Origin of the sequence: Caenimonas aquaedulcis, from assembly GCF_015831345.1 — a bacterium.
In the GTDB taxonomy this organism is placed as follows: domain Bacteria; phylum Pseudomonadota; class Gammaproteobacteria; order Burkholderiales; family Burkholderiaceae_C; genus Ramlibacter; species Ramlibacter aquaedulcis.
Map to the genome: position 1 here is coordinate 2,260,618 of NZ_JADWYS010000001.1, position 14,846 is coordinate 2,275,463.

14 protein-coding genes (1 of these 14 running past the window's edge) are annotated in these 14,846 nt (G+C 68.2%); 11 read left to right on the plus strand and 3 right to left on the minus strand.

Features of this window, described 5'->3' with window-relative positions; genetic code table 11:
* Both I5803_RS10870 and I5803_RS10875 read right to left on the minus strand, forming a co-directional pair.
* Positions 1-2,164 carry the 5' portion of a xanthine dehydrogenase family protein molybdopterin-binding subunit gene (locus tag I5803_RS10870; protein ID WP_196986376.1) on the minus strand. It extends 101 nt beyond the left edge of the window, so 2,164 of the gene's 2,265 nt are visible here — the first part of the coding sequence; it begins with the start codon at positions 2,162-2,164; the stop codon falls past the left edge of the window.
* A complete protein-coding gene (locus I5803_RS10875; protein ID WP_196988530.1) occupies positions 2,161-2,613 on the minus strand; it encodes a (2Fe-2S)-binding protein in 453 nt (150 codons plus the stop codon). The genes I5803_RS10870 and I5803_RS10875 overlap by 4 nt, the downstream gene beginning before the upstream one ends.
* Positions 2,614-2,698: 85 nt before the next feature.
* Here I5803_RS10875 and I5803_RS10880 point away from each other — a divergent pair, with 85 nt between their 5' ends.
* Together I5803_RS10880 and I5803_RS10885 are read left to right on the plus strand one after the other, a co-directional pair.
* Positions 2,699-4,576, plus strand: a complete 1,878-nt coding sequence (locus tag I5803_RS10880; RefSeq protein ID WP_196986377.1) for an ATP-binding cassette domain-containing protein — start codon at positions 2,699-2,701, stop codon at positions 4,574-4,576.
* Positions 4,577-4,651: 75 nt separating this feature from the next.
* Positions 4,652-6,412 (plus strand): phospholipase D-like domain-containing protein, encoded by a 1,761-nt coding sequence (locus I5803_RS10885; RefSeq protein ID WP_196986378.1) that lies wholly within the window; start codon positions 4,652-4,654, stop codon positions 6,410-6,412.
* A 3-nt stretch (positions 6,413-6,415) separates the two neighbouring features.
* On the opposite strand, the gene I5803_RS10890 is transcribed toward I5803_RS10885, so the two are convergent.
* A complete protein-coding gene (locus I5803_RS10890; protein ID WP_196986379.1) occupies positions 6,416-7,864 on the minus strand; it encodes an aminotransferase-like domain-containing protein in 1,449 nt (482 codons plus the stop codon).
* 122 nt (positions 7,865-7,986) lie between these two features.
* On the opposite strand from I5803_RS10890, the gene I5803_RS10895 reads away from it, so the two are divergent.
* The 9 genes from I5803_RS10895 (at position 7,987) to I5803_RS10935 (ending at position 14,796) form a co-directional block, all read left to right on the plus strand.
* Positions 7,987-8,880 carry a DMT family transporter gene (locus I5803_RS10895; protein ID WP_196986380.1) on the plus strand — a complete coding sequence of 298 codons (894 nt, stop codon included), beginning with the start codon at positions 7,987-7,989 and terminating at the stop codon, positions 8,878-8,880.
* Positions 8,881-8,895: 15 nt separating this feature from the next.
* Positions 8,896-10,098: an aminotransferase-like domain-containing protein gene (locus I5803_RS10900; protein WP_196986381.1), complete on the plus strand. Its 1,203-nt coding sequence runs from the start codon at positions 8,896-8,898 to the stop codon at positions 10,096-10,098.
* A 4-nt stretch (positions 10,099-10,102) separates the two neighbouring features.
* Positions 10,103-10,723 (plus strand): glutathione S-transferase family protein, encoded by a 621-nt coding sequence (locus tag I5803_RS10905; protein WP_196986382.1) that lies wholly within the window; start codon positions 10,103-10,105, stop codon positions 10,721-10,723.
* Between the two features lie 11 nt (positions 10,724-10,734).
* Positions 10,735-11,583, plus strand: coding sequence for a PhzF family phenazine biosynthesis protein (locus I5803_RS10910; RefSeq protein ID WP_196986383.1), 849 nt, complete (start codon positions 10,735-10,737; stop codon positions 11,581-11,583).
* The gene (locus I5803_RS10915) at positions 11,580-12,260 is read left to right on the plus strand and encodes a VOC family protein (protein ID WP_196986384.1); all 681 of its coding nucleotides are present in this window, start codon (positions 11,580-11,582) and stop codon (positions 12,258-12,260) included. Before I5803_RS10910 ends, I5803_RS10915 begins: the two co-directional genes overlap by 4 nt.
* A 27-nt stretch (positions 12,261-12,287) precedes the next feature.
* Positions 12,288-13,256: a threonine dehydratase gene (locus I5803_RS10920; RefSeq protein ID WP_196986385.1), complete on the plus strand. Its 969-nt coding sequence runs from the start codon at positions 12,288-12,290 to the stop codon at positions 13,254-13,256.
* 55 nt (positions 13,257-13,311) lie between these two features.
* Entirely contained in the window at positions 13,312-13,983 is a 672-nt protein-coding gene (locus I5803_RS10925) for a histidine phosphatase family protein (protein ID WP_196986386.1), read from the plus strand.
* A gap of 44 nt (positions 13,984-14,027) precedes the next feature.
* Positions 14,028-14,393, plus strand: coding sequence for a thioredoxin family protein (locus tag I5803_RS10930; protein WP_196986387.1), 366 nt, complete (start codon positions 14,028-14,030; stop codon positions 14,391-14,393).
* Positions 14,394-14,538: 145 nt separating this feature from the next.
* Entirely contained in the window at positions 14,539-14,796 is a 258-nt protein-coding gene (locus I5803_RS10935; RefSeq protein ID WP_196986388.1) for a KGG domain-containing protein, read from the plus strand.
* Positions 14,797-14,846: the final 50 nt, after the last annotated feature.

Sequence of the window (14,846 nt, forward strand, 5' to 3'; positions counted from 1 at the left end):
CTGCGGGTAGGTTCTCGCTCGCAACGATCCAGGTTTGAACCCTCGGCGCTTCTCTCAGCCTCAGCATCGGGTACGAAGGAAAGTTCTTCTGTTGCACAACCCCTTGAACGATGTCGACGGACCCGTACAACGCCGCACTGAGCGCAAACACCACCGCGCTCTCCATCTGCTGCGCCACGATGCCGGGATTGACCACCGTTCCGCAGTCGATCGCGCAGACGACTTCATGACAGCGCGGCCTGCCCGCTTCCAGTGAAACCTCCACCACCTGGGCGACGACGCTGCCGAAGGACTCGTGCAGGGCCACGCCGCGCGCGCGTCCTGCAGCTGGTGGCCGCCCCCAACGCGACTTCTCGGCCACGAGGTTCAACACCGCGAGATGCCGGGGCGAGCCGGCCAGCAACCTGCGCCGAAACTCGACGGAGTCCACGCCCGACTGCACCGCCAGTTCATCGACGAAGCTCTCGGAAAAGAACGCGTTGTGCGAATGCCCCACCGATCGCCAATAGCCCACGGGCACCCCCACGCGCGTGGCCACATGCTCCATGCGCTGGTGTTCGAAACCGTAGGGAAGGTCGAAGAGCCCCTCCGACGTCGTCTTGTCGGGAGTGTCCACCGGGCCGGCAAGGGCCGGCATGCTTCTTTCGATCCAGCGCGGCGTGATGGCATCCCCCGCGGATTTGATGGTCACGCTGGCAACCTCGCCCTTCGCGGTGAGCCCTGCGACGAGCCGCGCCACATGCATCGGCCTGTAGAAGTCGTGCGTCGTATCTTCCTCTCGCGACCAGAGCAGTTGCACGGGCGCCCCGCCGCAATCCATCGCGACGCGAACCGCCTGCGCCACATGATCGACCTCCAGCCTGCGGCCGAAGCCTCCGCCCAGCAGGGTCACATGCACGGAGACGGCCTCCACGGCCACCCCCGCCACGCGTGCGGCGATCGCCCGCGCCATCTGTGGCACCTGGGTGGGGATCCAGATCTCCACTTGCCCGTTCGCCACCCGCGCGGTGCAGTTCATCGGCTCCAGGGTCGCGTGCGCGAGGTAGGGCGCCCGGTACCATGACTCGATCCGCTTCGAGGCGTTGTTTTCGGCGTGGCTCGCGTTGCCCCGCGCGTGAAAGACGTGGCCCTCCGTGTTCCGGACAGCCGCCTCCAGTTCGGCTTCGATCCTCTTCGAGTCCAGAGCGCCGAGCGGGCGCTGACGCCATTCCACCTCGACCGCTTGCACCGCCCGTTGGGCGTGCCAGCTGCTCCTGCCCACGACAGCAAAGCCTGCCGTGGCGCCGGCATAAGGAGGCAGCATCACGAGCCGCTCCGCGCCCGGCATCGCCAACGCCTTGTCCGCGCGCACCGCACCGGGCGAGCCGCCCAGCATGGGGCACTGGCGGATCGCGGCGTACTTCATCCCGGGCAGGCGTACATCGACGCCGTACACCGCCGATCCATCGACCTTGCCGGCCAGGTCAAGGCGTTGCGCCGGCTGCCCGATGAGCTTCCAGGCCCGGCGTTCCTTCAGCTTCACCTCACCCGGAGGCGTTGCCGCCGCGAACCTGGCCATCTCGCCATACGAGGCCGACCGGCCGGACGCATGCGAGATCACGCCGTCCCGCACGGAAAGATCTTCGGCCGGCAACTTCCATTGCAGCGATGCCGCACCCACCAGGGACGCTCGCGCCGTCGCGGCCGCGAGCCGGACGACATCCCACGCGTCCGACACGCTGGACGAGCCGCCCGTCGCGTTGATGCCCAGCTCGCGCGCGAGCTTTCCCACCACCCACCGGCTGGCCTTCACGCGCCCGAATCCGTCTTCGTTGTCCTCCGACGGATGAAACGGCAGGTTTGCCACCAGGTTGGCGATGTTTCCGTAGATGCTGTCCGAGCCCGCCTGCTCGATTCGCATCGAAGACAAGGGAACGTCCAGTTCTTCGGCGGCCAGCATCGGCAGCGCGGTGTGCACGCCCTGGCCCATCTCGCTTCGGGGCATCGCCATGACGATCGCGCCATCGGCCGCCACCTTGATCCATCCGTTCAGCGCGAATTCACCCTGCTGCGGCAGCATGAGGCTGGCGGCGCCCACGCGGGAGCGCTGAGGCAACACACTCCACCCCACGATCAGCGCCCCCGCCCCACCTGCGGCGGTGAGCAGCCAGGTGCGCCGTTTCAAGCCTTGACTCCCGCGGCGCGCTTGATGGCCGCGCGCACCCGCTGGTAGGTGCCGCAGCGGCAGATGTTGGTCATCGCCGCATCGATGTCGGCGTCGGTCGGCTTCGGCTTCTTCTCGAGCAATGCGGCGGCGGCCATCAACATGCCGCTCTGGCAATAGCCGCACTGCGGCACCTGCTCCGCGATCCATGCCACCTGGAGCGGATGCGGTTTTCCCGGCGCACCGAGCGCTTCGATCGTCTGGATCCGCCTCCCGGCGACGCTGCCCACGGGGGTGACGCAGGAGCGAACCGCCGCGCCATCCACGCGCACCGTACAGGCTCCGCACGCGGCCACGCCGCACCCATACTTGGTCCCCGTCATGCCCAGCGAGTCGCGCAACACCCACAGAAGCGGCATGTCGGGCTCGGCATCCGCTTGCAAGGTCTTGCCATTGATTTGCAGTTCCACTCCGGCTCCTTTGGCTCTTGCGCGGACTATATCGACGAGCTTCACGGCGCGATAGCCGGTCCCAAGCCGGATAATCGCGGCCTCCATGGCACTCATCACCCTCCTCGACGCACAACTGGCCTTCGGCCACGTGCCACTTCTCGACCACGCCGACTTCGCTCTCGAGTCGGCCGAACGGATCGGGCTCATCGGGCGCAACGGCGCCGGCAAATCCTCCCTGCTGAAAATCCTCGCCGGCATGGAGAAAGCGGACGACGCGACGTTACAACTGCAACAAGGATTGCGCATTGCCTATGTGGCGCAGGAGCCGCAGCTGGACCAGGCGTTCACGGTGTTCGAGGCCGTGCGCGAAGGTGTTGCCGATGTCATCGCCTTCATCGACGAGTACTCCCACGGCCACGGCAATCTCGACAAGCTGCAGGGCGAGATCGAAGCGCGTGACGGCTGGAACTGGGAGCAGCGCGTGAACGAAACCCTGCAGCGCCTGCACCTGGACCCCTCAGCCGTCGTCAGCACGCTGTCCGGCGGAACGCGCAAGCGTGTCGCGCTGGCGCAAGCCCTCGTGAGGCGGCCCGACGTTTTGCTCCTGGACGAACCCACCAACCACCTGGACCTCGATTCGATCGAGTGGCTCGAGAACCTGCTGATCGATTTCAAGGGCAGCGTCATCGTCATCACCCATGACCGCACCTTCCTCGACCGCGTCGCGACGCGCATCGTCGAACTCGATCGCGGCAAGTTGCGCGCCTATCCGGGCAACTTCACGCAATACCAGCTGCAGAAGGAAGAACAGCTCGCGCAGGAAGCGGTGATCAACGCCAAGGCCGACAAGCTGCTTGCGCAGGAAGAAATCTGGATTCGCAAGGGCGTGGAAGCACGGCGCACGCGCGCCCAGGGCCGCATCAGCCGCCTGGACAAGCTGCGCGACACGCGCGCGAAGCGCCGAGAAGCACTCGGCAGCGTCCGGCTCGACGTGTCGTCCGGCCTGCCGAGCGGCAAGATCGTCGCGGAGCTCACGGAAGTCTCCAAGTCGTTCGGCGACAAGGCGATCGTGCGCAATTTCACCGGCACCATCCTGCGCGGCGACAAGGTCGGCCTGCTCGGCCCCAACGGCGCGGGCAAGACGACCCTGCTCAAGCTGATCCTCGGCGAGCTCGCGCCGGACAGCGGAAAGATCCGCCAGGGCGCGAACCTGCAGGTCGCCTACTTCGACCAGATGCGCGACGCGCTGGACCTCGACGCCACGCTGGAGGACTTCATCAGCCCGGGCAGCGAATGGATCGAGATCGGCAACCAGCGCAAGCATGTCAAGAGCTATCTCGGCGACTTCCTGTTTTCGCCTGCGCGATCGCAGTCGCCCGTACGGTCGCTCTCCGGCGGCGAGCGCAACCGGCTGCTGCTCGCACGACTGTTCGCGCGGCCGGCCAACGTGCTGGTGCTCGACGAGCCGACGAACGACCTGGACATCGACACCCTCGAACTCCTCGAAGACCTGTTGCAGAACTACCCGGGCACCGTCTTCCTCGTGAGCCACGACCGGTCCTTCCTGGACAACGTCGTCACCAGCACGATCGTGTTCGAAGGCGAGGGCAAGTGGCGCGAATACGAAGGCGGCGTGCAGGATTGGCTCACGCAGTCCCGCCGCGCGCAGGCGCTGGCGCAGGCGAGCCAGCCAGCGGGCAAACCGGCCGCGACGGACAGCGCGACGAAGGCACCGGTCGCCGCGGCCCCGAGGGCCTCGCGCAAGAAGCTGAGCTACAAGGAGCAGCGCGAGCGCGACACGCTTCCCGCGCTGATCACGTCGCTGGAGCAGGAGCAGAAGTCGATCCAGGAAGAACTCGCGGACGGCAGCCTCTACGCCAACGACCCGGCGCGCGCGGCCCAGCTGTCGGAGCGCCACGCACGCATCGACGAGGAAATGCTGGCGGCGATGGAGCGCCTGGAGCTTCTGGGCGGCGTGTAGGCCGGTGCCCGTCAGCCTTTGGCGGTTATGGCTGACCTAGCCGCGCAAGGCCTACTGTAGAGTGACTGCACCACCATGCAGCACTCCGCCGTCCTCACGTTCCAGCCCTCGCCCCGACCCGTCCGCTGGTCCGCCTTGTTTCGCGCGCTGCTTGCGCTGGTGCTGCTGGGCGTCGCCGCAGGCTGCGCCAGCCTTCCGGCCAACACCGGCCGCACCGCATCGCAGTCATTCACCGACCCGGGCTCCACCTCCCTCGGCCGCTGGGTGAACCAGCGACGCGCGCAGGACGGCGCGCGCGCCGATTCGGGCTTCAGCCTGCTGGACAGCGTGGATTCCGCGTACGGCAGCCGGCTCGCACTCATCGATGGCGCCCAGCGCAGCCTCGACCTCCAGTACTACGCGATCCACGCCGACAACAGCACGGAGATCCTGCTCGAAAAGCTTCGCGACGCCGCGCGGCGCGGCGTGCGCGTCCGTATCCTGCTCGACGACTTCAACACCGTGGGCAAGGATGCGCAGGTGTTGCGGCTCGCCTTCGAGCCCAACGTGGAGATCCGGCTGTTCAACCCAGTGCCCGGAACCCGCGGCTCCCTGCTCGGACGCATCGCCACCTCGCTGCACGACATGGAGCGGCTGCAAAAGCGCATGCACAACAAGCTGTTCCTCGCCGACAGCGCCGTCGGCATCACGGGCGGACGCAACCTCGGGGACGCCTATTTCGGCGGCGACGGCAACAGCAAGTTCATCGACCTCGAAGTGCTCGCCGTGGGCCGCTCGGTGCGCGACATGGCCGCGAGCTTCGACCGCTACTGGAACGACGAACTCGCCTACCCCGTGCAGACCTTGATGACCCCGCAGGATCTCGATGCCCTGCGCGCCCCTGCGGCCGGCACCGCCGCCGACGCCTCCCGGGCCACGGCATCCGCGGCGCCGGCCTCCGCGCCGGCGAGTGCCACGGCGCCCGCCGGTTCCGTCGCCGCCAGCGCCTCCCCCACCGTGCTGCCTGCCGCCACGCAAACGCTCGTCGTCGCCGCGAATGCCCCTGCCCGCTTCGACCTGCAGCGCCTGCCCCTCACCTGGGCGCCTTCGGCGGTGCTGGTCGACCAGCCCGGCAAGATCGGCCCCGGCGACGATGAAGCCGATGCCGGCGAAACCGTGGTCGACGGCCTGCTCACCGTCATGCAGCAGGCCAGGCAAGACGTGCTGATCGTGTCGCCGTACTTCGTTCCCGGCGCGCAGATGATGAAGCTCTTCGCCGACATGCGTGGCAAGGGTGTGCGCATCCGGGTGTTGACCAATTCCCTCGCGTCCAACGACGCGCTCGCGGCCCACGCAGGCTACGCGCGCTATCGGGAGCGCCTGATCGCGCTCGGCATCGAGCTCTATGAAATGCGCGCGGACCAGGGCGACTCCAGCGGCGGCATGGGCTCGGGCGCGAAAGCCGGTGCGGGCTCCGCCGCGGGTATCGGCTCCGGGGCGGGTGGGGGCGGCGGGTCCAAGAGCGGCGCCTCGCGCGCAAGCCTGCACTCCAAAGCCGTCGTCATCGACGGCCGCCTGGCCGTGATCGGCTCGATGAACCTCGACCTGCGCTCGCAGCGCAAGAACAGCGAAGTCGCGGTGCTCATCCGCAGCGCGCCTTTCGCGCAGTTCGCGGCCAAGCAGATCACCGCCACCTTCGCCGATGCCTATCGCGTGCAGATGGACCAGGGCGCCTTGGTGTGGCGCGCGCCGCCGGGCGCTTCGTTCAAGGACGCGCACCAGGAGCCGGAGGCGGACGCCAAGCTGCGCCTGCTCGCGCGGCTGATCGCGCCCTTCGCGCCCGACGAGATGCTGTAGCGGTCACATCGACCGCACCGTCTCCGAGTACTTCTTCCAGAACGACGCGTCCTGCGTCGTAGCGAAATTGATGCGCATGAGCGTGCTGGGCTTGCGCTGCGCATGGAACAGCGCCCCCGGCGCAAGCAGGTAGCCCTGGTCCAGCATGCGCTGCGCGAGGGCATCGGTATCCACCCCCGTATCCACCCATCCGAAGAGGCCCACCGGTTCGGCGGCGAAGGTGCATCCCGCGGCCAGCGCGAGCTTGACGCTGCGGCTGCGCGCGGCGTCCAGGCGCGTGCGGATGCGCTCCGCATGCCGCCGCAGCTGCCCCTGCTCCATGCACAGCGCCAGCGCCTTCTCCAGCAGGGCCGGCGTCGTGAGGGTGCCCAAGAGCTTGGTGTCGAGCAGCCGCTCGACCAGCGCCGGGTTCGCCGCGAGGAAGCCCACGCGCCAGTTGGGCGCGAGGATCTTCGCGAAGCCGCTCACGTGGATGGTGCGCTGCAGGCCGTCCAGCGCGCACAGGCGCGTCGCATGTTCGGGCGCGATATGGCTGTAGGTGTCGTCCTCGACGATGTGGAAATCGTGGCGATTGGCCAGCTGAAGCACGCGGTGCGCGCTGCCGGGCGACAGGCAATAGCCCGTGGGGTTGTGGAACACGCTCACGCTCACGTACAGCTTGGGCTGGTGCACCTCGCAGTACTTCGCCATCACCTCCAGGTCCGGCCCGTCGGCGCGCCGCGGCACGGGCAGCAGACGCATGCCCAGCGCGTTGAGGCGCGCGAATTCCACGGCCCACCCCGGCTCTTCGACCATCACGTGATCGCCGTGGCGCAGCAGCGTGCGGCTCACGATGTCGAGCGCATGCGTCGCGCCCACCGTCGTGATGATGTTCTCGGGCGCGGCGTGCACGGAAAGCGTCGCGAGCTTCTTCGACAAGGCGCGGCGCAGCCCCAGGTCGCCCTTCGGCTCACCGTACTGCAGGGAAAACTCCTGCAGCGCCCGCGTGCTCGTCACCTTGCGCACGGCCGCGGGCATGAAGGTGGACTCCATCCACTCGGGCGGCAGTACACCCATGCCAGGCTGCGGCTTGTTGCTCACCTTGTGGAACATGCCGCGAATGAGCGCGGTCGCATCGACGGGTGCGTGCCTCGAGCTCCCGGCGAGCCCCGTGGCGGTCGCCCAGGCCGCCGTCCCGCGATGTTCCGGCGCCGCGGCAGGCGCGCCGGCAGGCATCTCCGCCCGGCTCTCCCGCACGAAGAAGCCCCGGTTCTTGCGCGCTTCCACCAGGCCCTGCGCGAGCAGCTGGTCGTATGCCGCCACCACGGTGGACGGGCTCACCGACTGCTGCTGCGCGCACTGGCGCACCGACGGCAGGCGCGCCCCCGGCGCGAGCAGCCGGTCGCGGATGCGCTGCGCGAAACGCGCCGAAAGCTGCTCGGTGAGCGACTGGGACGAAGCCTTCATCAGCATGCGGACATTCCTCGTGTATTGCCGATCGAAGCAATACAGATGGCCAACTGAGCTGGGCAACTGTACTGCTCGTGTACTGATCGCAAGACTACAGTGAAGCGCATGACGAAGCAAGCATTCCCATGAAGCCCGAAGCCAAGGGCCTGTGGCTGGGCGCGCTGGGCGTGATGATCTTCGCACTCACGCTCCCCATGACGCGCCTGGCGTCCGGCACGGCCGAGGCGCCGCAGATGTCCGCGGTGTTCATCGCGCTGGGCCGCGCCGCCGTCGCGGGGTTGCTGTCCGCGGCCTTCCTGCTCGCGACACGCGCCCCGTGGCCCCGCCGGGACGAATGGCGGGCCCTGGCCATCACGTCCGGCGGCGTCGTGTTCGGCTTTCCGCTGCTTACGTCCATTGCGATGCGCCATGTCGAAGCGATCCACGCCAGCGTCATCGTCGGCCTGTTGCCGCTCGCGACCGCCGCCGTCGGCGCATGGCTGCACCGGCAACGGCCGTCCACCGGGTTCTGGCTCTCCGCGCTGGCCGGCAGCCTGCTCGTGGCCGCGTTCGCCCTGCGCGGGTCGAGCGCCTCGGGCATCGCCATCCAGCCCGCCGACGGACTGCTCGTCGCCGCCATCGCCTGCGGGGCGGTCGGCTACGGCTGGGGCGGCCGCCTGTCGCAGCGCATGCGCGCCGAACATGTCATCTGCTGGGCGCTCGTCATTTCCCTCCCGCTCACGCTGCCTGCCGCGCTCCTCAGCCGGCCGCAAGCCGCCCTTGCACCCGCCGTCTGGGGCGCGTTCGCCTATGTGGCGGTCTTCTCGATGTGGCTCGGCTTCTTCGCCTGGTACCGCGGGCTCGCGCTCGGCGGCACGGTGCGCGTGAGCCAGGTCCAACTCATCCAGCCCTTCCTCGGCATGCTGTTCGCCGTGCCCCTGCTGGGCGAGACGCTGGATGCCGTCACACTTTGTTTTGCGGTGGCCGTGATCGCCACCGTCTTCATCGGCAGGAAAATGCCGGTTCGCGCCGCCCCCTGAATCACTGGAGCCTCCATGAAACTGAACGACCTGCCGCACGCCAAATGGGTTCTCGCCGAACGTGCCGAGAAGATGAACCCCTCGGTGATCCGCGAAATCCTGAAAGTCACCGAGCGCCCGGGCATCATCAGCTTCGCCGGCGGCCTGCCGTCGTCGAAGACCTTCCCGGTCGAAGAATTCAAGACGGCCTGCGAGAAGGTGTTGCGTGAAGACGGACCCGGCGCGCTGCAATACGCCGCCAGCGAAGGCTATGCGCCGCTGCGCGAACAGGTCGCCGCGATGCTGCCCTGGTCGGTCGACCCGGCGCAAGTGCTCATCACCACCGGCTCGCAGCAGGGCCTGGACCTCCTCGCGAAGATCCTCATCGACAAAGGCTCGCGCGTGCTCGTGGAGACGCCCACGTACCTCGGCGCGCTGCAGGCCTTCACGCCGATGGAGCCGGATGTCGTCGCGGTCGACAGCGATGCGGAAGGCATCGACGTCGATGACCTCGCACGCAAGGCGCCGGGTGCGCGCTTCCTTTACGTGCTGCCGAATTTCCAGAACCCCACGGGCCGCACGATGACGGAGCCGCGCCGCGCACAGCTGTCCCGCCGCGCCGCCGAGCTCGGCGTTCCGATCGCGGAAGACAACCCCTACGGCGACCTGTGGTTCGACGAGCCGCCGCCGCTGCCGCTCACCGCGCGCAACCCGGAAGGCTGCGTCTACCTCGGCTCCTTCTCCAAGGTCCTCGCGCCGGGCCTGCGCCTGGGCTTCATGGTCGCGCCGCGCGACCTGTATCCCAAGCTGCTGCAAGCCAAGCAGGCCGCCGACCTGCACAGCCCCGGCTTCAACCAGCGCATGGTGTCCGAAGTGATGCGCGACGGCTTCCTCGACCGCCACGTGCCGACGATCCGCGCGCTGTACAAGTCGCAGCGCGACGCGATGCTGCGCGCGCTGCAACGCGAGATGCAGGGCCTCGACGTGCAATGGAACACGCCCGACGGCGGCATGTTCCTGTGGGCACGCCTGCCGCAGGGCCTGCACGCGATCGACCTGCTGCCGCATGCGGTCGACAAGGGGGTGGCCTTCGTGCCGGGCGCCGCGTTCTATGCCGCCCAGCCCGATCCGCGCTGCCTGCGCCTGTCCTTCGTCACCGCCAGCGTGGACCAGATCGACACCGGCATCGCCGCACTGGCGGCGGCGATCCGCGAGCAACTCACCGCCAACAAGGGATGACGCCATGCTGAAAATCTGGGGCCGCATCACGTCCATCAACGTGCGCAAGGTCGTGCTGGCGGCGCAGTGGATGGGCATACCCTTCGAGCGCACGGACGCCGGCGCGCAATACGGCGTCGTCACCACCGCCGAATACCGCGAGAAAAATCCCAACAGCCTCGTGCCGCTGATGGAAGACGACGGATTCGTGCTGTGGGAGTCGAACGTGATCGTGCGCTACCTGTGCGCGAAACATGCCAGCGGGACTCTTTATCCCGAAGCCCTCAAGGCGCGCTTCGACGCGGAGCGGTGGATGGACTGGCAGCAGACCACGCTCAACCCCGCCGGGCGCAACGCCTTCATCCAGCTCTTTCGTACACCCGCGGACCAGCGCAGCCCCGCGGTGATCGCCGAATCGGTCGCCGCGATGCAGCCCTTGATGGCCCGCATCGATGCGCATCTCGCGAAGCAGTCCTTCATGGCCGGCAACACATTCACCATGGCCGACATCCCCATCGCGTGCGACGTGCATCGCTGGCAAGGCCTGCCGCTCGAGCACCCGGCCCTGCCGCACCTCCAACGCTGGTACGCCGGCATCCTGTCGAATCCCGCCGCACGCGGCGTGCTCGACCTTCCCCTGTCCTAGGAGCATTGCCCATGGCGCAGAGAAATTTCAAGCAGGTCGACGTCTTCACCGCGACGCCCTACCGCGGCAATCCGCTGGCGGTCGTCCTGGACGGCAACGGCTTGGGCGACGAGGAGATGAAGCACTTCGCGCGCTGGACGAACCTGTCAGAAACGACCTTCCTGCTGCCGCCGGAGGACGACGCCGCCGACTACCGCGTGCGCATTTTCACGCCCGGCGGTGAGCTGCCCTTCGCGGGCCACCCGACCCTGGGCAGCTGCCACGCCTGGATGGAAGCCGGCGGCAAGCCGCGCCGCAAGGACGTGATCGTGCAGCAATGCAAGGTCGGCCTGGTGCACCTGCGGCGTGACGGCACGCGCCTTGCCTTCGCCGCGCCGCCGCTCAAGCGCACAGCCCCAAGCCCCGCCGTGCTCGCGCAAGTGGCGGGTGCGCTCGGACTGAAGTCGCAGCAGGTCATCGCCGCGCAGATCCTGGACAACGGTCCCGCGTGGTTCAGCCTGCTGCTCGATTCGCCGCAGACGGTGCTCGGTCTCTCGCCCCATCACCTCGAATTGAAGAACCTCGGCGTGAAGGTCGGCGTCGCCGCGGCCTACGAGAAGCCCGCGCCGGGCGCACCGCAACTCGAAGTCCGTGCGTTTGCCGCCGCCATCGGCATCAACGAGGACCCGGTCACCGGCAGCCTGAATGCCGGCCTCGCCGAATGGCTGATCGCCGACAAGCACATGCCCGAGCGCTACCTCGCCGCGCAAGGCGCCTGCCTGGACCGCGCGGGGCGCGTGCACGTCGAGCGCGACGCGCAAGGACAGGTGTGGGTCGGCGGCGACTCCGTCACCTGCATCGCCGGGAGCGTCGCGCTTTGACGCCCGCCTCCTGGGTCGACCACCTCGTGATCGCCGCGGATTCGCTGGAGCAGGGCGTGGCATGGTGCGAGGAAACGCTGGGCGTCACGCCCGGCCCCGGCGGCGTGCATCCGCTCATGGGCACGCACAACCGGCTGCTGTCGCTGGCCTGCGAGGCGTACCCGACGGCGTATCTCGAGATCATCGCCATCGACCCGGCAGCGGCCGCGCCCGGGCGCACGCGCTGGTTCGACCTGGACGACCCCGCCTTGCGCGCCGCGATCCGCACGAAGCCGCGGCTGGTGCACTTCGTCGCCGCCACGGACGATGCGGCCAGCGCGGTCAAGTCGCTGGAGCGCCTGGGCATCGACCGCGGCCCACTGGTGGCGGCGGAGCGTCCGACGCCCGCCGGCTTGCTGCGCTGGCAGATCAGCGTGCGCGACGACGGGCAGCGCCTCTTCTACGGCGCGCTGCCGACCTTGATCGAATGGGGCAGCACGCATCCCACGTCGAACATGCCGCCTTCGGGCCTGGCGCTGCAATCCCTTCAGGTGAGCCATCCGCGTGCGGAGGGCCTTCGCGCCGCGCATGAAGCGATCGGACTGAAAGGCGTGAAAGTGACGGAAGGCCCGCCCGACCTCATCGCCACCTTCACGACGCCCAAGGGCACGGTCACGATCGAATCAGCCGCCGCCTGACATCCCAGCCCGATCCCGAAAGCCGCCATGCAATTCAGCCAAGAAGAAGTCGATCGCGCGCGCGAAGCCGTCTACGCGGTGATGCCGCCCACGCCCCAATTCGCCTGGCCCTTGCTGCGTGAGCGCCTGGGCATGCAGGTGTGGGTGAAGCACGAGAACCACACGCCCGCCGGCGCGTTCAAGGTGCGCGGCGGCCTCACCTACTTCGAGCAGCTCGCGCAGCGCACGCCGCGCGTGCCCGGCGTCATCACGGCGACGCGCGGCAACCACGGCCAATCCGTCGGCCTCGCCGCGCGCAAGTACGGCATCGCCGCCACCATCGTCGTGCCGCGAGGCAACTCGCAGGAGAAGAACGCCGCGATGCGCGCGCTCGGCGTGCGCCTCATCGAACACGGCGACGACTTCCAGGCCGCCCGCGAACATGCGATCGCACTCGCGGCGGAGTCGGGCCTGCACATGGTGCCGTCCTTCGACCGGGGCCTGATCCGCGGCGTCATGACCTACTGGCTGGAGTTCTTCGAGAGCTTCCCGCGCGGCGAAGCGCCTGAAGTCGTCTACGTCCCCATCGGGCAAGGCTCGGGCTTCTGCGCCGCGTCCGCTGCACGCGCATACACGGGCGCGAAGTCGGCGCTCGTCGGTGTCGTGTCCGCGCATGCGACGACCTACCTCGATTCCTTCCGCGCGCGCCGCGTCGTCGAAGCGCCCGTCACCACGCAGCTCGCCGACGGCATGGCCTGCCGCATCGCCGACGCCGAGGCGCTGGAGATCGTGCTGCGCGAGGCGGAGGACGTCGTCTCGGTGACGGACGACGAAATCGCGCAAGCGATGCGCATCCTCTTCGCCGACACGCACAACGTGGCCGAAGGCGCGGGCGCCGCGGGCCTGGCCGCGGCGATCCAGCGGAAGGCTCGCCATCCAGGTGGCGCCGTGGGATTCGCCCTCACCGGTGGCAACGTCGACAGCGACGTCTTCGCACGCATCCTGTCGCCCGCGTAACCCGCCGTCGCGGTCGCGACTTCACGGCCGCGCGCGCGAGTCCAGAATTGCATCCATGGGAACACTCTTTCTGGTCCGCCATGGCCAGGCGTCCTTCGGGGCCGCCGACTATGACCAGCTCAGCGACCTCGGCCACCAGCAGAGCGTGCGCCTGGGCGAATACTTCGCGCACAAGGGCATCCGCTTCGACGGCCTGATCGCCGGCACGCTGCGCCGGCACAAGCAGACGCTCGCCGGCATCCTCCAAGGCATGCAGCACGAGGGCGAGCACCTGTCGTGGGAGGGCCTCAACGAATACGACAGCGAAGCCGTGATCGCCACCGTGCATCCGCAAAAGCTGGAAAAGCCCACGTCGCCCGAGATGTACCGCCACCACTTCCGCCTGCTGCGTGACGGACTCGCACAGTGGATGGCAGGCGTCGTGAGCCCGAAGGGCATGCCGAGTTATTCGGACTTCGTCGCGGGCGTCGCGGGCGCGCTCGACCACGTGCGCGCGAACCACTACGGCAAGAACGTCCTCATCGTCACGAGCGGCGGGCCGATCTCCACCGCCGTGGGCCATGTGCTCGGCACGAGCCCCGAAACGACGATCGAATTGAACCTGCGCATCCGCAACAGCTCGATCACCGAATTCGCCTTCACGCCCAAGCGGCACATGCTCGTGTCGTACAACGCGATCCCGCACCTCGAAGACCCGCAATACGCGAGCTGGGTCACCTACTCCTGAAGCCCGCGCCTGCAGGGACATTGGGCTCGCGCTAGACTGGCGCGATGGCTGCACACGACGAATCCGGCGACGCCTGGCAGGTGATCTGCCTGTGCGCGGAATGGTGCGGCGTGTGCCGCCAGTGGCGCACGATCTTCGATGAAGCCGCTCGCACGCATCCCGCGATCCACTTCTCGTGGATCGACGTCGAAGACGAAGCCGATGCGATGGGCGACGTCGATGTCGAGACCTTTCCCACGGTGTTGGTCGCGCGCGGCGCCACGCCGCTCTTCTTCGGCCCCGTGCAGCCCTCCGGCGCGCAACTCACGCGCCTCATCGAAAGCCTGAAGGCAGGTTCCGGCACGGCGGTGAAGCCGGAGACGGCCTCGCTGCTGGCTCGTCTGGCGCCGCTGACGCTATCGAAACCATAGCTTCAAAGCGTAACTGGGCAAGGCCTCGTCCTACATAGCCCTGCATTGATGCCTGACGACGCGCCCAGCGCAGAGCAAGCCCAATGAATGCATGGGTAGCGAATTGCTGTCCATGAAATACCCACCGACATTCAAGGAGAACCACATGGAATCGAACGATCAAGGCAACCAGAGCGCCAGCCCCCGTCAAGGCAAATCCAACCGCGGCTTCGCGTCGATGGATCCGCAGCGCCAGCGTGAGATCGCGAGCGAAGGCGGCCGTGCGGCCCACGAAAAGGGCACCGCGCACGAGTTCACGTCGGAAGAGGCACGTGCTGCCGGCCGCAAGGGTGGCCAGGCGCGCAGCGAAGCCAACCGCATGCGCAACCAGAACCGCAGCAACAGCGGCAGCAGCGAGAAATAAGGAAAGTCCAGCGTTCGACGCTGGGGTGAAGCCGGTCTGCAATGGCTGAG